Source organism: Sphingomonas sp. SphC10 (assembly GCF_057004845.1).
The window spans coordinates 861,038-886,011 of the sequence record NZ_CM168044.1 but is presented as its reverse complement, the minus strand read 5'-3'; the positions used below and the strand labels follow the sequence as shown (position 1 = coordinate 886,011).

The following is a 24,974-nucleotide window of genomic DNA, read 5'->3' as shown; positions in this document are numbered from 1 at the left end:
AGTAATTCGTTCGGCCGGGGTGTAGGAGAAGACCGATCGCCCATGCCAGCAACGTCGTCTATTGCGACGGACCAAACAGCCCCCACGCTTTCGACATCATCCCGCTTCAGCCGCGAAATGGGACCCTGGATGCAAAATGCCCGATCTGTCGGGGATACGGGCAATGGAACACCGAGATCGATCTGGTCAGCTTCCGGTGCAAACGCGCAATCTGCGATTATTGCCACGGGGCGGGATGGATCGAGACCGGCAACGACCCGGTAGGGCATGCCGACATCACCATGTCGCAGGATGGCTACCCTCAATGGGTGATCGCATATGAGCCGCACCAAGATCCAGATCGGCCTGTATCTGATCCGGCAGCCCCGCTATCGCCCAACCAGATCGATCGCTAGGCTGTCGAAGGGGGATCCCGAGGCGGGCGACGAGACGTATCGACGCTTAGACATCTTCAGATAAGGATCGGTCAGAAGCCTAGAGCCGTATCGCCTAGATGGTGTCACGACCACACCCAAGTTCCGGCGAAAGTAGAATGGCCGAAATTGAACTCAAGCGGCCGCCCTTCCCTTTCGTCACACCCACTTTCGGCCATCTGCGACGTGTTTTCTTATTCGCGACTTCTACATTCGTTGAGAAAACCAGCGTTTACTTGAGAATTTTTTACGTGACGTGTTGTGAAGCCGCGCGGTCTCCATCCCTCCTCAAACGGGCAGCGTCAGCCTGCGACGAGGCGAGCCTGTCCCGATAGGCGCCCTGACAATGCCGCGTTGCCTCTCCGACCCGACCGCGCCATTGTCATGCCAATCAAAGGAGGGTGATGTGGGTAAGCACTTTTGGCGAGCCGGCTGTCTGGCAATGCTACTGGGATCGAAGGCGGCCGCCGCTCAGCAGCTTCCCCCGCCCGCCGACGCACCCACCGCGGGCAGTGCGCAAGGCGACGTGTCGGTGACCATCTACAACAACAACGTGGCACTGGTGCAGGACGTGCGCCAGCTGCCGCTGGGGAAAGGTCAGGCGCGCCAGAACTTCCCCGACGTCAGTGCCGCGATCCGGCCGGAAACCGTGTCGCTGGTCGTGCCCGACGCCGCCATCGTCGAGCAGAACTTCGACTACGACCTGCTCAGCCCGTCGAGCTTGATGGAAAAGGCGGTGGGCGAGACGATCACGCTGGTCCGCACCAACCCCGCCACAGGCGCCGAGACCCGCGACCGGGCCAAGGTGCTGGCCGTGAACGGCGGCGTGGTCATCGAGGTGAACGGCCATGTCGAGGTGCTGCGCGATGACGGGCTGCCTGTCCGCGTGGTCTTCGACAAGGTACCGAATGCGCTTAGGGCGCGCCCGACGCTGTCGGTGACGCTCGCCAGCAGCCGCGTGGGCACGCGACCGGCGACGCTCTCCTACCTCAGCCGGGGACTCGGCTGGAGCGCGGATTATGTCGCGCTGTTCGACGACAAAAATGGAACGGTGGACATGCAGGGCTGGGTGACGCTCAAAAATACCAGCGGCACGACCTTCTCGAACGCCAAAACGCTGTTGGTCGCGGGCGAGGTCGGCAACACCGATGACGACAATGGCGACTATAGGCCTCGGCAGCGGCGGGTGACGCGGATCGCGCCAGGCACCGAGAGCGCCGCGCGCGAGCAGCTGGGCGACTTCTACCTCTATCCGCTGACCGAACGCACCACGATCGCCGACAAGCAAACCAAGCAGGTCAGCTTTCTGGACGCCAAGGGCGTGGCGGCAAGCTCAGGCTACCGGTTCGAGAACGCGTGGCTCGGTAGCTCGGACGAACCGCGCAGCGCTCAGTCGGTGCTGCGCTTCCGCAACTCCGGCGCGGCGGGCATGGGCGATGCACTGCCTGCTGGCGTGGTGAGGGTTTACGCCCGTGATGCGCGCGGCCAGCCGCAGTTCATCGGCGAGAATCGCATCGAGCACACGCCCCAGGGCTCGACGATTGCGCTACCCACGGGCGACGCGTTCGACGTCAAGGTCCAGCCGACCACGGTCTCGCGCGTGAAGCAGGGCGACAGTCGTTGGCGGACGGCGGTGCGCTACAAGCTGACCAACGCGCGGTCGCGGCCTGCGACGGTCGAGCTGGTACAGGGCGGTCTCGATTGGGGCGACGTGCGCGTTGTCGAGGACAGCGCCAAGGGCGAACGCCGCAACGCCGGAACCTACGCCTGGCAAGTGCCGGTGCCGGCCAATGGCAGTGCCGTGGTGACCGCAACCTTCGACACGCGCTACTGATGCTGCGTCGGCTGCTTGCGGCGGCCGTACTGGCCATGGCGGTCGTCGCGACGCCGCTGCACGCCCAGCCGGTCACAGTCACCTCCGCCACGCCCGACCGGGTCTCGCTCACCGTCTATCGTGCGCCCTACGGCAGGGGCGCGATGAACCTGCGCTTCCTGCAAGGGTTCGCGCTTGTGACAGAGACCCGACGCATCCGTCTGCCGCGTGGGGCCGTGACAGTGCGGTTCGAGGGCGTGGCAGAGGGAATTGTGCCGGTTAGCGCGATAATCGACGGGTTGCCCGGAGGCACGATTGAGAAGAACCGTGACGCGCGCCTGCTTTCGCCGGCGTCGTTAGTTGACGGCACGCTTGGCCGAAGGATCACGCTGACCCGCACCGACAAGGCAACCGGCCAGGCGGTCAGTGAGGAGGCGACGATCGTCGCCGGCCCACGGCCTGGAGTGATCGTGCAGACGGCCGCGGGCATTGAGGCGCTGCGCTGCTCGGGCCTGCCCGAGCAACTGGGGTATGTCGGCGTGCCGGCCGGGCTGTCCAGCAAGCCGGTGCTGAGCGTTACCACCGCCAGCCCGGCAGCGGCGACCGTCACGGTTCGGCTGACCTATCTCGCCTCCGGGTTCGACTGGCGGGCGAGCTATGTGGCCACACTCGCCCCCAATGGCCGCGCGCTCGACCTGTTTGCCTGGATGACGCTGGCCAACGGCAATGACCAGGGGTTTCCCCAAGCTGAGGTGCAGGCGGTCGCCGGTCGGCTTAACCGGGTTGCCGTGTCGGCGATCCCGCAGGAGGCAAGCGCACTGCGGCTGGTCTGCTACCCGCTCGGAACGACCACATCCGATTTGCGCGCGAGCAAGTTCGAGCCGGCCGAGCCAATCGAGCCGGCCAATCAAATCGTCGTGACGGCAGTGCCCATGATGGCACCTGCTCCGCCTCCGCCACCACCACCTCCGCCGCCGCCGCCGCCGCCGCCGCCGCCGCCGGAGAACCTTGGCGACCTGAAGCTCTACCGGATCCCGATGCCGACCACTGTCGCGGCACGCGCGCAGAAGCAGGTGGCGCTGCTGGCGCAAGGATCGGTGCCCTTCGAGCGGCGGTATCGCCTATCGGTTTATCCAGGACAGCAGATCGACGCCGCATCGACCGCGATTATACTGATGCTGAAGAACGAAAAGACGGAGGGCTTAGGCGTGCCGCTGCCCGCTGGTAGCACCGCGCTTTACGCTCAGCGGGGGGGCGAACGGCTCTTGCTCGGACTGGGGGCGATCACGGATCGCACCGTCGGTGAGATTTTCCGCCTCGCGGCCGGTGTGAGCAGCCAGGTGACGGTGACGCAAGTGAAGGTAGCTCCGCACGACCCGTTGCGGGTGACCCGCGCCGCTCTGGGTTCCCACGAGGCGATGCTGACGGTGAATAACGCTAACCCGTTTGCGGTAACGCTCGACGTGCCGATTGGAGTCGCGGGGCAGCAGATCGAAGCGGAAGCCCAGGATGTTGACCGTATTGAGGGAGTCGTCACTTGGTCGCCAACGCTTCCGCCGGGCGGCCAAGCTGAGCTGCGCTACCGCTATTAGGTCGTCATACAGGACACGAGTTTGTCGCTGGTTCACCTCCGGTGCCGCTGCTGGGTAGACGTTACAAAAGACCCACAAGCAGTCATTCAGAGCCACTTTCTCCCCCCCAACTCCGAACATCCGTTCATAAGTCTTGCCCGGACCGGATGGGCCTTCTTCGCGAATTTACGTTGCGGATGAGCAAAAGGTGCACAATCCGTTTGACCGTAGCTGGCGCCGCCCCCCCCCCCCCCCCGTTCAGGGATCCAGGGGGTCTGCGGGATCGACGCGCAACGATTCGCGCAACGGTTTCATTGCGATAGCGGTGGGGGCGATCCGGCCATCAGCAATGGCGGGCTGATAGCCGAGTTCGCGGCGGTTGCGTTCGACAAAGGCCGGGCTGGCGACCGCGTCGATATGGGACGCATTGCTGACCACGAGCATGTCCCGGTCAAACGGGGCCCCCATCGCAACCAACCGGCGCGTGGCGTTGCGAAGGTTCGTCGTCGTATGCCGGGCATAGGGCTCTACTAAGATCGCATCGGCCGGAATGCCAAAGCGCTCGATCAGAGCGCGGCGCATCTCCAATGCCTCGACATGCGGTGTGTCGCGCGGATGCACCGCGCTGCCACTGACGATCAGGAAGGGTGCGATGGCTGCAGCAAATTGCTCGGCTGCGACACGAACGTTGACCTTCCCCTTGGCGCTAAGCGGCGTCTCCAGATCATCCGGCCCGACGCCCAGTACCAAGATCGCGCTATAGCGGTACCGTCCCCAATTCGTCGTTCGCGCGCGCTTGAACGCCGCGGCATTGTATCGCTGATCGAGCGGTTCGAATGCGACCGCCGCATTCTTGTCATTGACGTCGAGCAGTGCGAGGGCGAGCGACAGGCTGATATCGCCACCTAGCGCCGGATCGCTGCGCTGCGCCATGGCCATTACCACCGCGTCGGCAACCTTGGCTGCAAAGGCATCGCTACCGAAGGGCGAGTCGGACCCGTCGATCAGCGGATAGCGCGGCAATTTGCCGACCCCATACACCCGCAGGATCTCGTTCAGCCCGTCGACCTGCCGTCGCACATCGTCACCGCCGTCAGGCGAGCGGGCGGCCAAGGCCTCCCGCTCGTCGTCGCGCAGGATCGCCGCCTCCACGACGCACGCAGACGCCCCGGCGCACGCCGCGACGCGACGGTCACGCGCCTCCCCTGCCAGCGGCCCATGCAGCGCCGGAAACAGGCGCTGCGCCATCGTGGTCAGTTGGCCGTCGCGTATGACTGGCTGGGAATAGGCGGGCGACCACATGGCAATCGCGATCGCCAGCGTCGTCGCCGCCATCCGTCGCATCGGTCTTACCAAGCCTTGCTGACGACGAACCGCACGCTGCGGCCAAAGATCGGGCGGCCATAGATCGCATCGCGCGACGTCTGTCCGTCAAGCTGATCGGTCCGCGGATTACCCTCGGTCAGGCCTTTATTGTTGAAGATGTTGTCGCCGACGACCTGGAACTGGAACCCACCATGGGTCAGGGTCGCACCCAGACCGAAGGTGTTGTAGGCGGGTAGACCGGTATTGTTGAACAGGTCGACATAGCGACGCCCGACGAACTCGTAGCGGCCATAGACCTCAACCTGGTCCCCACCGGCATCGAAGGCGAAGGTCGGGCGGATATTCCCGAAGACCTTGGGTTCGCGGATGATCTGCTTGCCGTTGACCGCCGAGGGATCGGCACCCGAGCTGTTCTGGAGGTTCCGGTACTTCGGCTCCTGATAGGTGAACGAGCCCGATACGAAGAACCATGGCACCGGTGCCAGCGTGCCGTCGACCTCGACGCCCTTCACCTCGGCCTGCCCGATGAAAGGCACCGCCTGATCGTTGCGACCGGTCGTCGGATTGAATGCCACGAACGACGCGTTGAATGGGTCGAACTTCGTATAGAAGCCGGTCATGTACAAGTAGTTGCGGCCGAACGACGCCTTCAGCCCGGCTTCGTACTGATCGGCCTGAGTCTTCACCAGAACGGGATTGATATTGTAATAGCTCGAAGACTGGGGCGGCACCTCCAGATGCGATGCGCGGAGATAGCCGCCGAAATGGGTGCTGACGTCGTAGTTGACGCCGACCGTCCAGTTGGTCGCGACCGGACTGTCCTTACGGGTCTGGCGGCCGCCATCGAAGCTGCGCACGCTGTTGTCGGCGAGCGTCGTCGCATCGCCCAGGTTGACCGAGGTGGATGTCAGGCCATAGCCGTTGATATTGTACCACTCATGGCGAATGCCGCCGTCGATCCGCAGGCCGGATGCCACCTCCCACGTATCGTTCGCATAGACGGCGTACACCGTGGAATCGACGTCACCCTGGTTCAGTGTCGTGCCGTATCGCAGCACGCCCTTGTCCGTGACGGAGCCCAGCACCGCCCCGGTCGCCGAATAGGCGACGAGGTCGAGCGTGCGGGGCTGGCCGCGGACCTCCATCAGATAGTCCTGATAGATCGCCTTGTTGGTCAGCCCATAGGCGGAGGCATAGCCGCCCAGACGTAGATCATGGCTGCCGAACCCGGTCTCGAACTTGCGCGTAACGCTGACATCGCCCTGCCCCGAATAGAATCGGGAATCGACGCCGCGATATTGGCCCTGCACGACCAATCCCGATGCCGCATAGGGATCATAGGCCGTCGCGCCGTTGGTGCCCGACAGCGTATAACCCAGCCGGGCGACGGCGCCGAAGGCGGCCGTGGCGGCAGTCCGGAAGCTATTGGCGAAGCTGTTGGCGTCGACCGGGTTCGACGTCGAATACAGCGCATCGAACCGCAGCTTGCCCTGGGTGTACCCGGCCTTGGCCGAGAACTGCCAGCCACCGAACTCGGCGTCATATTGCAGCCCGAGATTGCCATATTCCATGTGGCGCCCATCGGCCAGATCGCGGGTCTCGCTGCGCACCACACCGGCAGAGTCACGGTACTTCAACGTCACCCCACGAAAGGCAGGCGAATTTAGCGTGCCGTGGAAGAAGTCGATATACGGATTGAGCGACACCGAAGGGTTGCGCGGATCGGCGACCGGGATCGGCAGATAGAAGGTGTTGTGATCGTTCAGATAATTGACGCTGATCTTCAGCGTACCATTGTCCAGGTCGCGCTTGATGTTGGCGCGGATCTGACCCCCGCGATCATTGGGGAAACCATTGTCCCGCTGCCCCCCATCCTGTCGCAGATAGCCGCCGACTGCATAAAAGGTCCGCTCGCCGAGCGGCCCCGCCTGCATCGCATCCAGGCGATAAAGGTCGGTGGTCCCCAGCGTCACCTGCACCTTACCGCGCGTCGTTGCGGTGCCGGTCGCTGTGATCGAGTTGACGATTGCCGCAGCCTGGCTGGCGAAGATCGGCGCGGGACCGCCGCGAACCACTTCGACCCGCTCCGTCATCAGGTCATAGCGATTGAGGCTGTCGCCGCGAAAGAAGTTGCCGTTGATGTCGTGGAACAGCGGCAGGCCGTCCTGCTGGAACACGGCATAGCCGTCATCGGTCGGGATACCGCGCACGCGGGTGACGTTCTGCACCTCGCCACCGGTCGCCTCGACCTGAATGCCGGGCAGTTTGCCCAGAAGATCGGCGAAATTTAGCGGCGCCAGCCGCTTCACATCGTCCTGCCCCAACGAGTTCACCGCGTAGGACACGTCGAAACGACGCTGCCGTCGGGCCGATCCGGTAACGATGACATCCTCGCCGGTTACCTCCGACGGTGCCGAATCCGCCTGCACGGCGTCGCCCGCCGCCTCGTTGGCCGTCTGTGCGTCGGCCATTTGCGGGGCGGCAACGAGTGCCGCACCCAGCGCGGTCGCGCGCAGCAGCGCGGATTTGGCAAAGATCATGATTTCCCCTGTTCGGATTAATTGGCGGCTCCCATGCCGCCCGTTCACGACAGATTTGTGAAATCCGATATTTTACGCACCAACCTGGATCAGTGCGGCTGCGTGGTGACGGTCAAAACGCCCCCTTTGACAAGCGCATCATGGCCGACCCGCCAGTCGGTCAGCACGCGACCATTCCAGTCGACTTGAACGATCTTGCCGTCACGCGGCCCTGCCCGTCGCACCGTCACACGCCGTCCCTGCCCCAAATCCATCGTCGTGCGTGAAAATGCCGGGACCGTCACTTGATACCAGGGCTCACCCGGTACGAGCGGATAAAGCCCGAGCGAGGCAAAGACATACCAGGCGGTCATCGCCCCGGCATCGTCGTCCATCCCGTCGGCGAACCCTTGCGGCGCCAATGCGAAGCTGTACCCGACAAAGGGCGGCGCCAGCTTGCCTTCGTTGGTATAGGGATGCTCCATAGGCTGCGTCAGAATCTCGCGGATCAGATCGGCGGTCGCCTGCGGTTCTCCCGCCGCGGCAAACAGCCACGGAACATGGATGTCCGGCTCGTTCGTCATGTTGAACAGCCCATCATTGAAAAAACGATGCAACTGCGCCCGCCAGTCACCATTTCCGACCGTGGCCATCATCCAGTCGAGGTCGAAGACCGGTGCCCAGCGATATTGCCACAGGGTTCCCTGGTACAGACCGCGCGCCTTGACAATGTCGCCATCTTCGCCCGGCTTTTCAAAGACCGAGCGCCACATCGGGCGATAGCCAATAGCCTGCGCCGTAAAGCGGCGTGCTGTCGCCTCATCCCCCAGATCGCGCGCTAGTTGCGCAGTCGCCCAGTCGTCATAGGCTGCCTCGATCTGCTGGTCGGGCGTATCGCGTTGCAAGGTGGCGCTGTCGGCCACCATGGCCTTCAGCGCGCCGGGGGCGTCGAAGCCGGTAATTCCCTTGCGCCGCATGTCGAGCAGCGCAATCCCGGCATGTTCCGTACGGACGGTCAGGAATGGCTCGTTCATCGTCGCCCATTGGGCTTTGCCGCGTATATAGAGATCGGCGAGCGAGCGGGCGATATCCTGGCTGCGTTCGGGTTGCAGCAGGGCCAGCAACGGCAATTGTGTGCGATAATTGTCCCATAGCGACCAACTGGCGTAGCGAGTCTGTCCTTTGGAAGACCGCGCGATCGACCCGTCATTCTCCCGGTGGCGACCATCCGGATCGTCGATCGCGACGGGCGTTTGAAAGACCCGGAACAGCGAAGTGTAGAATAGCGCCCGCTCCGCCCTCCCCCCTTCCGGCCGTACCCGTTCGAGGACGCGGTTCCAATCGGCGCGCGTGGCAGCCGCGACCGCCTTGAAAGGTCGACTCCCCAATTCCCTTTCGCGAACGCGTGCGGCGCCATCGACGTCGATGCTCGACAAACCGGTCGCCAACTGGACGACGTCGCCGCGCTCAAGATCCAGGTCTAGGGTCGCCACGCCATCCTTCGCGACCATGTTCCGGTGAATTGGACGGTCGTTCACCGTCACACGGCTCGAGGAAAAAAGACGATATAGACCTTTGTCGCACACCGTCCCGGCCACCATTTCGGCACGAAGGTCATCGCTGTTTACGGTTCGCCACGTTGCCGAGGCGCGCTTGGCATAACTGTGCCGTGCATCGATCCGAAGCTCGACCCGTCCGGCCCGCTTTGTCGAGAAACGTAGCAGCCCTGCTCCCCTGGTCGCCGTAGCCTCCGCCGTCACCGCGCCGTCATATACAATCCGGTAAAAGCCTGCAGCAGAACGCTCGCGGCGCTTGTCCATAAGCGCTGGGCCGCTGGCTCCGGCGAAGCGCATCGACACGAGCAGGTCGCCACCCCCACCCCCACAACCGACGCCAACGCCCCGTGTAAAGGAAAAGCCGTTCAGCCGATCTGCCGCAAAATCATAGCCGGCATGATTAGCAGGATTGGTATCGGGGCCAAGTTGCACCATACCAAAGGGTGCTACGGCGGCGGGGGTCAGCTGCCCAAAATCGGCCAGCGTCCCAGCCAACGGATCGACCAGATCAACCGCGGCATCGCGCCCAAGTGCAGGCGTCGCGATCATGACCAACCCGGCCGTAATGATAAATCTCATTCACTTGATTCCTCGTTGGTCGTCCAGCCAAGCAAAAGGATGACTCCATATTGGCATTTCTTGACGGTGCCATGACCTACTGATCAACCGCGAACCAAAGTCGAGCGCATGCTGCTGGGTATCAAAAACACCCGCTGCCGCTGCCACGGCTGGCAACCCCGATATCGGGCAATCCTCTCTGTTTGAGGCTTTACCTTTTGACCGGTACGCTCGCGAGATCGCGGTCGATCGCCGCCAGCAATGCGTCGGTGAACTGAGCGGGCAGGTAGGCCTGTAACCCGTACAGCGTCGTGCCGCGCGCCATGTCGAGCTGGGGGTTCTTGAGGAAAGCCGGGACATGCCGTGCCAGCACTGTGCGGGTGGCCGGATTGTCGAGCAGCTCACCAATTGGCGTAGTCAGCGTGGTGTAGCGGCCTGATGCATTCGCGGCCGCCAAGGCCTGCGAAAGGCGGTCGATTTCCGAGCCCCAAGGATCACGCTGCACCACGACCTTGCCGCTGGTGGCGAAGTCGGCGAGCGTGTCGTTGGCGCGGGTATAGCGCGGCCATTGCGCCATCGTGCCGCCGTTCGGATCGCCGTGCTTCACGAAGTTGGCCAGGTAGGTACTCATCGCGGCTCCGACAGCCTCATCCTTCGCTGTCGTCTGCGCGCCATACTTGACGCTAACATTGTCGAAGAAAAAGGGGATGTCGGTTGCGTGCTGGGCGCCGCTCTTCCCAACGGAGCCGGCGACATAGGAGAAGCGATACTCCCAGACCGGCACGCCCTTGTCGGCGATCATAGCCGATGCCTCGCGCCCGCCCGCGATCATGAAGCCGCTCTTACCGCCGATATCCGCGCTGGTTGCTCCGATCATCATCGGCATCCGGGCGAAACGATCCTGTTCGTACGCCTTGCGAACGTCGACCACGACCTTGCCGTCGACGAAGGGCCCCGAATTGGTTGGCGGAGCGCCGGCGCGTCCCGTCATTTGTGCCATGTTGAGTCCGTCGAGCACGTCGTCCGCCGATAGCGCGCGCAGGCGTTGCAGCGCATCGGGGGCGGCGGGATCAATCCCCTTGGTCCGGGCGAAGTTGCCGCCGATCGTCTCGACATCCGCCAAGGTATTGCCGGTGAACGCCTTCGCATCGCCGCCCGACATCACGACGGCCTTGTTGAAAAGCCCTTTCGCCTCGGGCGAGGTCACGAGCGCATGGACTGAGATACCGCCCGCGCTTTCACCAGAAATGGTTATATTGGCCGGATCGCCGCCGAATGCCGCGATGTTGCGCTTGACCCATCGCAGCGCCGCGACCTGATCCATGATTCCGTAATTGCCCAGGCGTCCTCCATCGGCATTCTGTGCGGTCAGCTGCGGGAGGGCGAAGGTGCCGAAGCGGCCGAGGCGGTAGTTGAAGCTGACGAACACGATGCCCTTCTTGGCCATGTTCGCCCCTGCATAGGTCGGTGGCGAGGCCCCGCCATTCACGAAGCCGCCACCATAGATCCAAACCAGTACCGGTAGCTTGCTCTTGGCTCCCATTGGCCGCCAGACATTGGCGTACAGGCAATCCTCCGCCGGGGTGGTGCCGAGCGGAGCGGCATCGCTGGGGAACGGCTTCTGCATGCAATCCGGGCTATATTGGGTTGCGTCGCGGACCCCCGTCCATTTCGCTGCTGGCTGCGGTGCGCGCCAGCGCAGTGGGCCAACCGGCGGGGCGGCAAAGGGAATTCCTTTCCAGCTTTCGACGCCCCCAGCGACCTGTCCTCTGACGGTCCCGTTATCGGTACGGATCGTCGGATCGGCAGGCCGCGCCGCGGCCGGCACGGCGATCAGCGCGATGGTGAGGGCAAAGGCTTTGGCAAGATAGTTCATCGGTTTAATCCCTTACGCAAGTCGGGCCGAGAAGCGGAGCAGAGCCAAGCGCCGTTCAACGTAGCGGCAGGCACGGTCAGATTGAAAGCGGCCGCTGCTTGAGGGGCCGGTGTCGTCGGGTTGCCAGGATCAGACAATTGCGACCCGTTTTCCTCTTTCCAACCTGGGCCGCTTGTTCATTACCACGTTTTGGCCACGTTTTGGGAAGCATGCTGTCCCAATCCAAACTTCATACCCGGTCAGGTGCGAACGGCTCTGGTGGGCGGCTAAGGTACGCGGTGGACTGCCTCGCTGTGTCCAACCGTAGATGCCGGACCGGACTCCTCGTAACACGGAACCAAGATGGAACCTGACGGTGCTTCACTGAGGATTAATAGGAAAATTCCGATCAGCCAGTCGTTGGTCTTCATCGGCTGCGCAAAGCTACCGCTGCGTTGCATTGACGGCTTAGGGCGCATCGGGAGCCTTACGATTTCTTCTCGGGTAAACCGGGCTATCTGCCCTAGCTTGATGAGCGGATGGCATGAAATGTAAGCGATCATAGGCCGCCCGCGCTTCCCTCTTGCCTAAAACGGCATACGCCTCATTGATCTCTTTCGCGTGAGCAGAAACGTCCACACCATGATTGGCATCGGGATGATACTGACGAAGCAGAGCCTTCCACCCGGAGCGGATAGTGTCGCGACTTGCCATTGAGGGTACCCCGAGGACGGCATAATAGTCGGGTGATAGAGCTATCCGGTTTGACGGTCCCCCGGTTTCTCATCCGTGCATGATGCGAGTTTCCGGCCTGCATCCGTCGGGGTTAATCCCGACGGATGCAGCATATTCGGCTGGCGTCAGCCAGCCAAGCGCCGTGTGAGGACGGCTCTCGTTATAGTCCCGCCGCCAGGCCTCGATCTTGGCACGAGCATCCGCCAGCGACAGGAACCAGTGGCTGTTCAGGCACGCGTCGCGAAGCCGGCCGTTGAAGCTCTCGACGAAGGCGTTGTCGGTCGGTTTGCCCGGCCGCGAGAAATGGAGCGTGACGCCGTTCTCATACGCCCATCGGTCGAGCGCCTTCGAGATGAACTCCGGGCCATTGTCCACCCGAATGGTCTTCGGTGCACCACGTACTGACGCGATGCGCGTCACCGCCGCGACAACCTGCTCGCCCTTGATGCCCTGATCGACGTCGATCGCCAGCTCATCGCTAAGTGAACGCATCGACCACCGTCAGTGCCCGCAGCCGCCGGCCATCGAACAAGGCATCCGAGACAAGGTCCATCGACCACATCTCGTTGGGCGCCGAGGCCGCAGGCTGGCGTTCGCGGTTCGCCGCGCTGACGCCCTCGACGGGGACGCTTGAGCCGAAGGCTTATTCCATCCTCCCGATATAGCCGGTAAACCCGCTTGTCGTCTAATCGGTCAAGCCGTTTGCCAAGGTGCTCGTAGTCGATCTTCTTTTGCGCATCGTTGTCGTCTTCGAGGTCAGGACGGGTCCAGCCTCAGCATGGCGCCAGATCGCCGGCCTCTCGATGTGGTTCCCGTGTTCCAGATGGTCACGAAGCGGGTCACGAGATGGCCGTGGCCGCACCCTGGCGGGGCGGCAGCTCGGAAAGCAGATATCAGGCCATGGCAGTCACCTTTGGGTCAAAGCCTCGCCCGTCGATCCACATCCGGTGGAGGATCACCGCCAGCTTGCGGGCCAGCGCAACGCGCGCCTTCCAGAAGCCCGATCTCCGGCCGATGGCGGCAGCCCAGTCCTTCAGCGCCGACGCCTGCGAGGTCCGCGACAGCATGACATTGGCCGCTTCGAACAGCAGCTTGCGGGTGAGACGATCTCCGCACTTGGAGATGCGGCCGTTGATGTCGACCTCGCCCGACTGGTAGCGACGCGGAGTGAGACCGAGATAGGCGCCGACATCCTGCGAGCGTCGGAACCGGTGAGGATCCTCGATGGTGGTCATGAAGCTGACGGCCGTCAGCGGTCCGACGCCGGGCATCGTCATCATCAAGCGGCAGGCGCCGCTTTGCCGGGCAACCCGGGCGAGCTGCTTGGCAATGGCAAGCTGTTGCTCCCGCAATGTGCTCAGCATCGCCAGTAGGCTCTCGAACAGTGCGGCGACCACCGGATCGTCCGGCAGCGTTGCCCGGACCTGACGTTCGAAGGTGCCACCCTTCCCGGGTCCGACCAGAATGCCGAAAGTCTTCGCCAGGCCGCGTATCTTGTTGATGAGCGCGGTGCTCATGCCGACCAGCTGGTCTCGCGTGATCAGGAGCGCACGCAACCGGTGCGTATCCATCGAGCGAACAGCGACCGGCCGGTACCAGCCCGAGCGGACCAGCCGTGCCAACCCAAACGCGTCGTTGCGGTCCGTCTTGTTCATCTGCAGCTTCAGCGCTGCCGCAGCATGCCTGGCATGAAGACACACCACCGGCAGCTCTCGCTCGGTCAATGCGTGCCACAACCACACGGTCATCGGGCCCGTCTCGATACCGATCCTCACGGCTCCTGCGGCCCTCCGCGCCAGCACGGCCGCAATAGCGTCCGGGTCCGTTCGCGACTTACCGTCCCATATGCGATCGCCCGTTTCGTCCACGACGCAGATCGCGGTCTCCTTCATCGACACATCTAGGCCAACATAGCAGGTCATCTTCCGTCCTCCTCTTCAGGGGACGACAGGCTATCCCAACGAGCACCGCTCCTGATTACGCCATGTGGTTCACCAGCCAGCCCTCCCTGCGTAGTAGGATGTAGATCCGGAAATAGCCACAGCGCACCCGTGCTGCCGCCAGATCGTGGATGCGCAGCCGCAGCGGCGCCTGGTCCGGCTTGTGCGACACGTAGCGCACCGATGAGCGGTCGACGCCGAGCGCGAGGCAACTGCGCCGCTCGCTGACGCCCAGCCCGCCATACACCTTCTTCGAGCGATAGAAGGTCTGCTCCGATACGCCCATACGGCGGATGACCTCCGCCACCGGCGTGCCCGTCTCCGCCTGCTTCAGCGCAAAGGCGATCTGCTCTACCGTGTACCTCGACTTCTTCATGTCCCAGCTCCTTGACCGCAAGCTTCAAAGGGCCGGAAAACTCTCATTCAGCATGGATGAAAAAACAGGGAGGACGTCACTGCTCGGACGGCGTGCGTGGTCGTGGCGCACCCGTGACGAACTTGTCCCATACGGTCTCCTTCCATTCCAACAAAAGGATCGCACCATCAAACCGTGGGATCAAACACCTAGCGTACGCTCAGAAAGACATTCTGCGACGATCCCAGCCAGCATCAACCTGAATCTCCGGTTTCGGGCGCTTCCCGAGGTTCTTTAAAATGATCGCAAACGGGACGGTCCCACCGTCCCGCCCGCCCTTCGTTTGTGGGAAGGCAAATCTGAATAGTTGACTACGGCAACTAACTTGCGTCCTATGTCTGGCATGGACGATGCAATCAATGCCATTCGGACCTTCAACCGGTTCTTCACTCGCCATGTGGGGGCTATCGATGCGCGCTTTCTCGACACTGACGCGAACCTGCCCGAAGCACGTCTGCTGTTTGAGATAGCCCGGCACGAACCCGTCTCGGCAATCGCACTACAGGCCGAATTGAACCTTGATCGCGGATATCTTAGCCGACTGATCGTCCGGCTCGAAAAGCGGGGATGGGTTCAGCGCCACCGCCTTGAAGCCGATGCCCGTACCCGTCCTATCAGCCTCACCCAAGATGGGCGAGAAGCGTTCCACCAACTCGATCAGCGTCAACGTGCCGCCGTTGCCCACGACCTCGGCCGATTGAGCGCCGCTGAACAGAATGAACTCGTGCAGGCGCTCACAAAGGCGCGCCTGCTGCTCGATCGGAACGTGCCTGCCACAACATCATCACCTACGCTGTCGATTAGCGTCCTTGATCGACCTGTATGGCACGCACTGACCGGGCGGCAGGCGTATCTTGCTCAAGGCAATGAAACGGCTCTGCGCTTCTTTCCTGAATATGGCCCCTTTGCCGCCCCACTCGATCCCACTGGCAATATAAGCGCGCTGGCCAGCTTGGCTGGCAATGCCGAAATCTGGTTGGTCGAAAAACATCAGATAGCGCCACCCGTTGGTCTGAAGCTTGCCCGAAGCGCCGAATGCGTTCAAATGATAGCCCGCACGATCACCGTTGGTGGACCTGATCACTCCTTCTGCGATCTGGGCGATGACGATGCAGGGGAAATGTTCGCTCTGGCTACCCTGACACAACCCGGGCCATTCTCGATCAGGACACATGAACTGGGCCGCTTCGTCGGCATACGCAAGGATGGGCTTCTGGTCGCGATGGCGGGCGAAAGGATGAAGCCAGGGCCCTTCACCGAGCTGAGTGGTGTCTGCACGCATCCGGATCACCGCGGGCAAGGCTATGCCGGGTTTCTGATGCGGGTGGTTGCCTCGAAGATGATGGAACGTGGGGAGGTACCGTTCCTGCACTGTTACGCGACGAACACAGGAGCGATTGCCTCGTACCGGAGCCTTGGCTTTGAAATCCACCAGACCATTACGGCAAAGGTGTTGATGCCCACATAAGGCGCTGAGCGAGGCACACTTTCCCGTTTCACCGCGCCAACCGCCATACGAGAATATATCACTGTTCTCGTATTTCGATCGGGAAACGAGAATCACCTTTGGCCGGTGGCAGGCTCGATCAAGTCCCAGCGGTTGCCGTAAAGGTCTTCGAAGACAGCCACAATACCATATGGTTCTGTCCGAGGCGGCTCGACGAAACGGATACCCCCCTGCGTGTACGCGAGGTGGTCACGGGCAAAGTCATCCGTTTCGAGAAACAGAAACACGCAACCGCCGCTCTGATCGCCGATCGCATCACGTTGCCGGTCGTTGACGACCCGCGCCAGTAACAGTGCGCTTGCCGCGCCATGCGGCGCGACCACGACCCATCGCTTGCCATCACCCAGCGCAGTGTCCTCGCGCACCTCAAAGCTCAGTTTCCCAACAAAGAAGGAGAGTGCGACGTCATATTCGCCGACGAGGAGCGCGGTCATGTTTAAGTGCTGTGGCACCCAGCGATGATGTCCTGATCCCGGCGGAGAGCCAACGCCCCCTTCCCATCTGGGATCGAGAAGCGGGGCCCGATCAGTGCGGCCGATTGACGGCCGCTTAACGACAAACGACGTGTGTACCATGAGGAGATGGGCACTTTTTGGCGGTTGGGCAGTTTCGTCATTGTTGGTCGCGGTCGCAAGCTGCAGCGAAGGTCCCGACCGCGCATCGCGTCGATGACCCCGCCATCACTTCCGATATGCCGAAAGGCGATTGGCCGGTTGCATCAATCGACAATCGCTTCCAGACCGGCCATGAAGAAAGTCTAACGTGGAAGCCGGCTTGTGCTGGCTTCAATCGCCTACCACCAGTGTGGGACGGCGATCCGCTTTCTGCTTCAACGGCAGCGGCTGGCGGAAGAACTGCAGACATTCTGCACGGTTAAATACCCGGACGTTGCACCGACATTGTTTCGTCTGCTTCCTGGTATCTGCCGGAATCAGGCGCTGGACGGCGAGCGCGGGGGAGGCACGAAGGCGATCGCAAGCAAGATCCGCAGCGGCGAACCGCTCGATCCCAAGGCCCCCGAGTTTGCTGCGAAGGGACCGGCGACGGTTGCCACGCCCCCGCGCAATTGGAACTGCTAAACGAGCGTATCGGCTGCGCCGAACATGTCTCGCACAACGACAGGAATGTCATCGGGCGGTGCAGTATGACTCTGCACCGTCTCGTCGACATGATGCCGAACCTTCCACAAGAATGTGTGGATCGCTTGGACTTCCGATTTCTCGAAAATCAATTGCTCGCCTTCGGTGATTGATAGGAAATCGTGGTTTCGCCCGTTCGGCAGGGGCGTTCGCCAAACTTCGGATAGGATCATGGAGATCGCGTAATTAGAATGCGCGTGAAACTGATTATGGAGTCCATCAGCCTTTGGTCCGACTTCACGTATGCCGTCTCCGAGAAAAATTTCGCCTCTGCTGCCATTCCAAATCGAGTATGTTTGCGCACAATTACATTCAACTAACTAGCCAAGCCGAATAATCATCTCCGCTGCCATTATAGTTTCAGGCCCATGGGCAATAAGTATGCGAGTAATGGTGAGACTATTAAGGGCTTGAGCGATGGCCCTTTCATTTTCTACGTCAAGGTGGGCCGTTGCTTCATCCATAATCAATATGCGCGGGGAGCGGTTGACGTGCTCCCCGGAAATCATGCCATTGGTAAGTTAGCTTGTCATATGGAGACGAGCGATGCGGCGAGGTCGTTTTACCGAAGATCAGATCATAGGCGTGCTGCGTGAGCATGAGGCTGGCGTAAAGACCGCCGAACTCTGCCGGAAGCACGGCATCAGCGATGCGACGTTCTACAACTGGAAGTCGAAATACGACGAGATGACCGTGTCGGAAGCGGCACGGTTGCGGACGCTGGAGGACGAGAACCGGCGGCTGAAGAAGCTGCTGGCGGAGTCGATGCTGGACGCATCGGCGCTGAAGGATCTACTAGGAAAAAACTGACTCGGCCTTCGGATCGCTACGCTGCAGTGGAGAAGCTGATGACCGACCACGGCTTCTCCGAGCGTCGCGCCTGCAGGCTGGTGGGGGTCAACCGGTCGGCGTGGCAATATGAGCCGCTTCGCGGGAAGGACGATGCTGTCCGCGAGCGGATGCGCGAGATCGCGAACGAGCGTCGTCGGTTCGGCTATCGCCGACTGGCGATTCTGCTTCGGCGTGAGGGCAAGGGCATGAACCTGAAGAAGGTGTACCGGCTGTATCGCGAGGAGCGGCTGACGGTGCGCAAGCGCGGCGGCCGAAAACGAGCACTGGGCACGCGGGCGCCGATGGCGATCCCGCAAGAACCCAACCAGTGCTGGAGCCTCGACTTCGTGTCGGATGCATTGGCCAGCGGCCGGCGGTTCCGCGTCCTCAACGTCATCGACGATTACAGCCGGGAATGCCTGGCGTGCATCGTCGACACCTCAATATCAAGTCGGCGTGTCGTCCGCGAACTTGCCGCCATCGCCCAGCATCGCGGGCTGCCGTGCATGGTGGTCAGCGACAACGGCACCGAACTGACCAGTCATGCCGTGCTCGCCTGGTCCCAGGACACGGGCGTCGAGTGGCATTACATCGCGCCCGGCAAGCCGCAGCAGAACGGCTTCGTGGAATCGTTCAATGGTCGCTTGCGCGACGAATGTCTGAACGAGCACCTGACCCCCTCGCTGACTGCGGCGAGACGGATCATTGAGGCATGGCGGACCGACTACAACACCGTGCGTCCGCACAGCAGCCTTGGCGGCATGGCACCCGCCGAGTTTACCAACCGCCCACGCAACGGGCTTGAGGACACCGAAGCTAACTTATCAGCGGCCTGAAAATAGGGATCACGTCAACGGCAACCATATGCCCGCACACTGCTACGGTCTAACGACACCACTACGCGATACACTGGTTCATCAAACCGAGCCGTTGCGGCAAGCTGCCTTGGCAAAAGTACTGTCGAAGATATCACGGTGACGCGGCCCGTTCCGACACCAAAGCGCTGGTATGGAAAAGCGTCATACCGCAGCCTTACCTTCTGGCCGGTCTGGATAAAACCGACTGCACGCGATGGAACAAATAGTTCCGCTGTCAGACGGGTTCTGCCCGTGCTGATTGTCATCATAGTTGCCTGGGTATCTATCGGTTGGCCACTGACGGCCTGTACAGTTGTTACCACGCCATCCGAAGGCGACTTAACCGAATAACCTTGCTGACCTGCGGCGACAGTGCGCTCGCGCTTAGGGTCAGGACTCGTTGATCACAGCCAGAAGATGACGGTGGCCGCGAGAGCAACGGCGGAAAAGAAGGCCGTGGGGCAGCGATCGTAGCGTGTGGCAACGCGGCGCCAGTCTTTGAGGCGGCCGAACATGATCTCGATGCGGCTGCGACGCCGATAGCGGCGCTTGTCGTATCTGACCGGCTCGTTGCGCGATCGTCGGCCCGGGATGCATGGCTGGATGCCCTTGGCCTGGAGAGCGTCCCTGAACCAATCGGCGTCGTAGCCGCGGTCGCCGAGCAGCCACTGCGCTTTTGGCAGGTCGTCCAGCAGGGCTGCCGCGCCGGTGTAGTCGCTGACTTGGCCTGCGGTCATGAAGAAGCTCAATGGGCGGCCGTTCGCGTCGGCCACGGCATGGAGCTTGGTGTTCATGCCGCCCTTGGTGCGTCCGATCAGGCGGCCGAGATCCCCTTTTTAACCCGCAGGCTCGATGCCGTGCGGTGCGCCTTCAGGTAGGTCGCATCGATCATGACGGTTTTCGGTTCGGCATCGCCTGCAGCCAGCCCCTCCATCATGCGCGTGAACACGCCACGCTCGCCCCAGCGCTTCCACCGGTTGTACAGCGTCTTGTGAGGACCATAGGCGCTGGGCGCATCCCGCCAGCGCAGCCCATTGCGGTTGACGAAGACGATGCCGCTCAGCACCCGCCGGTCATCCACCCGAGGCTTGCCGTGGCTCTTGGGGAAGAACGGCCGCAGCCGCTCCATCTGATCGTCCGTCAGCCAAAAAAGGTCGCTCATCACCAGTCTCCTCGTGGAGCCTGAATCAGATCGCGACGCTCACAGCAATGGGTCCTGACCCTAGGCTCGCACCGGTGTTGAAAACCCGGACGCTCGCAGTTGCATTTCCGGGATTTATGCCAATTTCGACTTGTGGCTGACCTTGGTTGGACGATTGCATCGCATACATTGACCCGTCATCGTCATTATCGATCACATCGATGTCGGTATTATCGAAATTGGAATCGGAGATCGCAGCTGGAGTTGATGGCTCGCTTGTCTCCTTATTGGCGCGGCCACCGGAGACGGTATATAGTTCCTGATCAGATAATAATCGCATCATTATCCTCCATTTAGGCGTCGCTCGCCTAAATGCGAATAGTATATATATTAATATTAAGTGCAAGAGTATGACGTTTTCAGGATTCAGACACCTTCAACATTTATAAAATAAAGCAAATTATGATATTATATTGCGCGAATGGGCCCGACGTATTCGTATATGAGCAGCAAATACGACCCGAGTCCGACCCGTGTTGACATTAGGAAATTGTACGGTGCATCTGTTTTAGGATCAGGACTTATTGATCACAGCCGGAAGATGACGGTGGCAGCGAGGGTTGAAGCGGAGAAGAAGGTGGTATGGCAGCGATCGTTGCGGGTTGTGGCACGGCCCCAATCATTATGGCGACTTGGCGTGATCCCCGAAATTCCGGCAGTTTGAGCTAAGCAGCGCGAACAAATTTGGCCCAGCATTTGGCGGTGGCGAGGTAGACCCTACCGGTAAAGCTGGTGGCCAACTGGTCGTAACGTGTTGTGATGGCACGATTGATCTTGAGGTGGCCGGACATGCGCGCGATGTTGTTGGGTTGCTCGTAGAGCGTTCGGTCATGGTCGATTTTCACCAGGAAGTTTGAGCGGCCGGGAATGACGGGCTCAATGTTCCGCCTTGCAACGTCGGCGCGGATGCTGTGTCAGCATCGTAGCCCTTGTCGGCAAGCAAGGCATCTGGCGTACGTTCTGGGAGGACGATCAGGGCGTTATATGCCTTGCAGTCTGCTGCTTCGTCACCCGTGAGGGGGGCGGTACACAGAGCGGGCCCCGCTCCGTCAGCGCGCCGTCTAGCGTCCCGATTGGGAAGGTTCAGAGGGACAGCATCGGCGACCTCAGGCTCCAGACGCCTCTCGATCCAGCCGTTTTCCCAAAAACTGTTCCCGATTACATTTTCCCGAAACGGCTCGTCGGAGATGGAGAAACGGGACTGCTGCGAGAAGTTGAACGACTGGCTCTGGGACGCCGCGCCGATCTGCTAAAACGGCAAACGATGGGTCGGTCTTGCTCGCCAGTTTGAGGCGGCGACGACCCACTTCCGGTCATTCACGGCCAGTTTTCACTTTCCTAATTACTACCATTCATTCGCTTTGGCCGCCGGGTAAGCCCAAGACGCGAGCCGTGCCCCCATCGGTTGGTGTCTGCGTCTGCTGCTGAAGTCCCCGGCTCAAACGGATAAGCTGAGAAACGGCCAACTATGCACACGTGCTATTGTGCATGGATGTACCCACGGCACGATCGTCGGTGAGGCCGTCCCTGCAGACCTGACATCAGCCATTCGCATCCCCATGCCCGCCCGACAATATCCAATATGCATTCCATTCCGAGTCAAAATCGAATTTGCAGTCATCGCTCGCTGACCCACCTCAGCAGGATGGCTCCGAAACGATTGATAGATAGAAATATCACCTGAATGGGTGAGCAAGGGCTGTGTTTTTGCTCGGAGGCCATCGTCCATTTATGACGATATCGAGGCCATATTGTCATACCTGTTTCATTTTGATTCATGTTGATTTTTTAATCGGCGCTTTAACATACAATTGGCACCGGCGAGCGGATTTTAGAAACGATATCGTATGCAATCGGTTGTGAGCGTCGCCTTATAGGCAAAACCTGAAGGACGCTGACATGAGCGATACTGTTGAGCTGACTGGTACCGTCGAAGATGTTTTCGCCCACCGTTTCACGCTGAAGACGGACGAGGGCAACAAGCTGGTCGATCTGGGACCGGGTGGTGAACGCGCACTGGACCTGTCGGCTGGTCAAACGATCAGCGTGAAGGGGGAGGATAAGCCGGCCGAGTTAAAGGCGAAGGAAATCCGTATCGCCGGTGCTGAGTGGCAGGCCGTCAAGGCCGATGAGAAGCATCAGCCCAAGCCGCCCCATGACAAGGGCGATGCGCATGGCAGGGATTCGGAGCTGACCGACGAGCATGTCACCAAGCTGCTCGACGACGAGGGCTATAGCGACCATGCCGAACGGACCCGCAAGCCCAAGCATGTCGAGGTCATGGCGACCAAGGACGGCCAGCGTCACAAGGTGCATGTACGCAAGGATGGCGTGAAGAAGGTCGAGTTGGTCGACTGATCCCTCTTGCCGCTCCCGGCGAATGGATGCGCCGGGAGCGGTCCCCACTCAGACCATATGACAGCCAAACAGGGGGCGTGCCATGCTGGCTTTTACCTATCCGCTGATCGTCCTGAGCGGCGCGTTCCAGGCCATGGGCGCCGCCCTTAGCGCGCTTTTGCGCAAAAGCCTGGTCAATCCATGGCTGGCCGCCTTCGTGACCTTCGTCCCGATCATCATCGTGCTGACCTTCGTGGTCTTAGCGATCCCCTTCCCGCTGCCGCAGGCAGGCAGCTTTGCTCAGATCCACTGGTATGACGCCTTTGGTGGCATCGCCGGGTCGGCCGCCGTCGTCGCCGGCCTCCTGTTCATCGACAAAGTCGGCTCGGGGCCGCTCAACGGCCTGACCGTCACGGGCAACATCCTGGCATCGTTAGCCCTGGATGCCTTCGGCGTGCTGGGCCTGCAGAAGAGCGGTTTCGAGCCGCTCCCGTGGATTGGTGGCGCCGTCATGATCGTCGGCGTGATCGGGATCACCCTGGGTAATGGCAAAAAGGATGACGATGAGGCGGACAAGGGGCTGGCGGGCAAGCTGCTTTACCCCTTCATCCTCGTCTGTGGCGGCTTGCAGGCGATCGGCGCAGCGCTGAACGCCGAGCTCCGCCACGCCGTCACCAATCCCTGGATGGCAGCCGATCTGTCATTCATCCCCGTCGCCTCACTGTTCCTGCTGATCTTCATCCTGCGCCCCATGCCGCTACCGACCCGCAACGATGTCGCGACCGTCAGATGGTGGATGCCGACCGCAGGGCTGGTCGGTGCGCTGGCGGTCTTCACCGGACTCTTGTTCATCGACAAGGTCGGCGCGGGCGTGTTCAATGGCCTTCTCATCACCGCCAACCTGATAACGGCGGTCGTGCTTGACCATTTCGGCTGGCTCGGCATGAAGAAGACCCCAATGACCAAATTGCGCCTGGCGGGCGTGGTCGTGACGATCATCGGCATCCTGATGATCTCAATCGGCAAGATGCACTGACATGGCGCAAGGCCCCGCCCGGCAAACGGTCCGCACGACCATCGAGCGCCTGCATCGCTCGCTGTTCGAGTTCATCGCCGTCCCCGCCCTGATCGTCGTCGCCTTCGTCATTCTGGCGGAGGCGATCGATTGGCTGGACAATCATGCAGGTCCGATGCACTCGTGGAGTCCCCTGCGGCGATGGCTTGCCCAATATGTCGGCGACACGCAGTCGGCGATCGGCGTCCTGACGGCGATCGCGGGCAGCCTGTTCACCGTCACTTCGATCACCTTCTCGATCCTGATCCTGGCGGTGCAGCAGGGTGCGACCGTCCTCAACTCACAGATCGTCGACCATTATCTGCGGCGATCGTCGAACCGGGCCTGGTTCGGCTTCTTCGTCGGCATCTCTTTGTTCGCACTGATTACGCTCGTTCAGACCACCCATACGCGGGCGCCGATCTTCGGCGTGATGATGTCGACCATATTGGGCGCGGTCGCCCTATTCGCGCTGATCCTGCTGATCTACGGCACGATCGATCAAATGCGTCCAGCGACGTTGATCGAGGCGATGGTCGACACCGCCATCGCGGCACGGCAATGCCAGCTTCCCCTTCTCACCGCCAGCAAGGCTCCCAACGGCCAAGCCACGGGCACCGTCGTTCCCGCGCCGCTCGGCGGCCACCTCGCCCGCGTCAACATATCCGCGCTTCAGGCCTTGCTTGCCAAGCATCCCGATCTGCGTATCGCGATCCACCCGGCGATCGGCGATTTCGTCACGATCGGCCACCCGCTGGCCAGCCTCTCTCATGCGGACGACGATATCGTGCAGACCGTTGGCGCCGCCATGGTCTTGACCCGGAAACGGGATATCGCGGACGATGCGGGCTATAGCCTCCATCATCTCCATACGATCGGCTGGACGGCGATTTCCACGGCGCGGTCGGATCCGGCCGTAGGCTCCATTGCCGTCCAGGCGCTGCGCGACCTCGCCGTCGCGTGGCAGCAGAATCCGCCCCGCGCATCCAGCGATGCCCGGTTGACCTATGACGACCGCCTGCCGCTACAGCTCGTTGATACGATCGAGAGCCTGATGGTCGCCAGTAGCGAGTCGCGCCAGCATCAGACCATGGCGCTGATCCTGGATACACTGGCGGCTATCCTGCCCGTCATGCCGGACGTTCAGCGGCGCGCCATGCCCGGCGTCATGCGGACTGCGGCTCAACTTGCCGCGTCGCATACCCCAACGCGCGTGATGGGTCAGGCCCTTGCCCAGTGCGAGCAGGCCTGCCGACGCCATGGCCTACATGACGAAGCCGCCATGCTGAGTAGCGTGGTCTGCAGCCAATCGCCGGTCTGATCGAAGGACCAGACCGGCGAACCGGA

The 24,974-nt window shown here is 61.6% G+C and carries 19 protein-coding genes and 2 pseudogenes; 8 read left to right on the top strand and 13 right to left on the bottom strand.

The features are described 5' to 3' along the window. Window positions 1-855 precede the first annotated feature (855 nt). The gene (locus ACWKSV_RS03960) at window positions 856-2,247 is read left to right on the top strand and encodes a DUF4139 domain-containing protein (protein ID WP_076716016.1); all 1,392 of its coding nucleotides are present in this window, start codon (window positions 856-858) and stop codon (window positions 2,245-2,247) included. Beyond that, window positions 2,247-3,818, top strand: a complete 1,572-nt coding sequence (locus ACWKSV_RS03955; RefSeq protein WP_483666899.1) for a DUF4139 domain-containing protein — start codon at window positions 2,247-2,249, stop codon at window positions 3,816-3,818. Before ACWKSV_RS03960 ends, ACWKSV_RS03955 begins: the two co-directional genes overlap by 1 nt. 237 nt (window positions 3,819-4,055) lie before the next feature. Here the strand turns inward: ACWKSV_RS03955 and ACWKSV_RS03950 are convergent, their stop codons facing one another. The 8 genes and pseudogenes from ACWKSV_RS03950 to ACWKSV_RS03915 all read right to left on the bottom strand — a co-directional run. Next, window positions 4,056-5,132, bottom strand: coding sequence for a YdcF family protein (locus ACWKSV_RS03950; RefSeq protein ID WP_216637063.1), 1,077 nt, complete (start codon window positions 5,130-5,132; stop codon window positions 4,056-4,058). Between the two features lie 14 nt (window positions 5,133-5,146). Then, complete coding sequence (locus ACWKSV_RS03945; protein WP_076716011.1) at window positions 5,147-7,663, bottom strand: TonB-dependent receptor; 2,517 nt, start codon at window positions 7,661-7,663, stop codon at window positions 5,147-5,149. Between the two features lie 89 nt (window positions 7,664-7,752). Beyond that, on the bottom strand, window positions 7,753-9,777 hold the full coding sequence (locus ACWKSV_RS03940) for a glycoside hydrolase domain-containing protein (protein ID WP_483666898.1): 2,025 nt from the start codon (window positions 9,775-9,777) through the stop codon (window positions 7,753-7,755). Window positions 9,778-9,967: 190 nt separating this feature from the next. Beyond that, window positions 9,968-11,632 (bottom strand): carboxylesterase/lipase family protein, encoded by a 1,665-nt coding sequence (locus tag ACWKSV_RS03935; protein WP_191864939.1) that lies wholly within the window; start codon window positions 11,630-11,632, stop codon window positions 9,968-9,970. Window positions 11,633-12,079: 447 nt separating this feature from the next. Then, window positions 12,080-12,325 carry a DnaJ domain-containing protein gene (locus ACWKSV_RS03930; protein ID WP_076716003.1) on the bottom strand — a complete coding sequence of 82 codons (246 nt, stop codon included), beginning with the start codon at window positions 12,323-12,325 and terminating at the stop codon, window positions 12,080-12,082. 69 nt (window positions 12,326-12,394) lie between these two features. After that, window positions 12,395-13,038 (bottom strand): annotated as a pseudogene (locus tag ACWKSV_RS03925) (IS3 family transposase); the annotation flags it as partial. Between the two features lie 201 nt (window positions 13,039-13,239). Then, the gene (locus ACWKSV_RS03920) at window positions 13,240-14,268 is read right to left on the bottom strand and encodes an IS110 family RNA-guided transposase (RefSeq protein ID WP_020493465.1); all 1,029 of its coding nucleotides are present in this window, start codon (window positions 14,266-14,268) and stop codon (window positions 13,240-13,242) included. Window positions 14,269-14,332: 64 nt separating this feature from the next. Beyond that, a pseudogene (locus ACWKSV_RS03915) lies at window positions 14,333-14,662 on the bottom strand (transposase); the annotation flags it as partial. 382 nt (window positions 14,663-15,044) lie between these two features. Here ACWKSV_RS03915 and ACWKSV_RS03910 point away from each other — a divergent pair. Then, window positions 15,045-16,169: a GNAT family N-acetyltransferase gene (locus ACWKSV_RS03910; RefSeq protein WP_483666897.1), complete on the top strand. Its 1,125-nt coding sequence runs from the start codon at window positions 15,045-15,047 to the stop codon at window positions 16,167-16,169. A gap of 92 nt (window positions 16,170-16,261) precedes the next feature. Here ACWKSV_RS03910 and ACWKSV_RS03905 read toward each other — a convergent pair whose 3' ends face one another. Then, window positions 16,262-16,642 carry a VOC family protein gene (locus tag ACWKSV_RS03905; RefSeq protein WP_483666896.1) on the bottom strand — a complete coding sequence of 127 codons (381 nt, stop codon included), beginning with the start codon at window positions 16,640-16,642 and terminating at the stop codon, window positions 16,262-16,264. A gap of 342 nt (window positions 16,643-16,984) precedes the next feature. Between ACWKSV_RS03905 and ACWKSV_RS03900 the strand changes: the two genes are divergently transcribed. Then, window positions 16,985-17,287: a hypothetical protein gene (locus ACWKSV_RS03900; RefSeq protein ID WP_191864949.1), complete on the top strand. Its 303-nt coding sequence runs from the start codon at window positions 16,985-16,987 to the stop codon at window positions 17,285-17,287. A 606-nt stretch (window positions 17,288-17,893) separates the two neighbouring features. Further along, window positions 17,894-19,014 (top strand): IS3 family transposase gene (locus ACWKSV_RS03895; protein ID WP_191864950.1). Its coding sequence is split into 2 segments (ribosomal slippage): window positions 17,894-18,149 and window positions 18,149-19,014, totalling 1,122 coding nucleotides; the frame shifts between segments, so codons are not numbered across the junction. A 14-nt stretch (window positions 19,015-19,028) separates the two neighbouring features. On the opposite strand, the gene ACWKSV_RS03890 is transcribed toward ACWKSV_RS03895, so the two are convergent. The 4 genes from ACWKSV_RS03890 to ACWKSV_RS03875 all read right to left on the bottom strand — a co-directional run bounded on the left by ACWKSV_RS03890 (window position 19,029) and on the right by ACWKSV_RS03875 (window position 21,081). Next, window positions 19,029-19,301, bottom strand: a complete 273-nt coding sequence (locus ACWKSV_RS03890) for a beta-barrel domain-containing protein (RefSeq protein ID WP_483666895.1) — start codon at window positions 19,299-19,301, stop codon at window positions 19,029-19,031. Between the two features lie 138 nt (window positions 19,302-19,439). Then, window positions 19,440-20,197 (bottom strand): IS5 family transposase gene (locus ACWKSV_RS03885; protein WP_156884132.1). Its coding sequence is split into 2 segments (ribosomal slippage): window positions 19,440-19,864 and window positions 19,864-20,197, totalling 759 coding nucleotides; the frame shifts between segments, so codons are not numbered across the junction. Window positions 20,198-20,222: 25 nt separating this feature from the next. After that, a complete protein-coding gene (locus ACWKSV_RS03880) occupies window positions 20,223-20,519 on the bottom strand; it encodes a hypothetical protein (RefSeq protein ID WP_191864873.1) in 297 nt (98 codons plus the stop codon). 382 nt (window positions 20,520-20,901) lie between these two features. After that, the gene (locus tag ACWKSV_RS03875) at window positions 20,902-21,081 is read right to left on the bottom strand and encodes a hypothetical protein (protein ID WP_191864874.1); all 180 of its coding nucleotides are present in this window, start codon (window positions 21,079-21,081) and stop codon (window positions 20,902-20,904) included. A 1,054-nt stretch (window positions 21,082-22,135) separates the two neighbouring features. Between ACWKSV_RS03875 and ACWKSV_RS03870 the strand changes: the two genes are divergently transcribed. From ACWKSV_RS03870 to ACWKSV_RS03860, 3 genes are all read left to right on the top strand, one after another. Next, window positions 22,136-22,594, top strand: coding sequence for a hypothetical protein (locus ACWKSV_RS03870; RefSeq protein WP_191864875.1), 459 nt, complete (start codon window positions 22,136-22,138; stop codon window positions 22,592-22,594). 82 nt (window positions 22,595-22,676) lie between these two features. Further along, window positions 22,677-23,609 carry a DMT family transporter gene (locus ACWKSV_RS03865; protein ID WP_191864876.1) on the top strand — a complete coding sequence of 311 codons (933 nt, stop codon included), beginning with the start codon at window positions 22,677-22,679 and terminating at the stop codon, window positions 23,607-23,609. A 1-nt stretch (window position 23,610) separates the two neighbouring features. Beyond that, on the top strand, window positions 23,611-24,948 hold the full coding sequence (locus tag ACWKSV_RS03860; protein ID WP_191864877.1) for a DUF2254 family protein: 1,338 nt from the start codon (window positions 23,611-23,613) through the stop codon (window positions 24,946-24,948). Window positions 24,949-24,974: the final 26 nt, after the last annotated feature.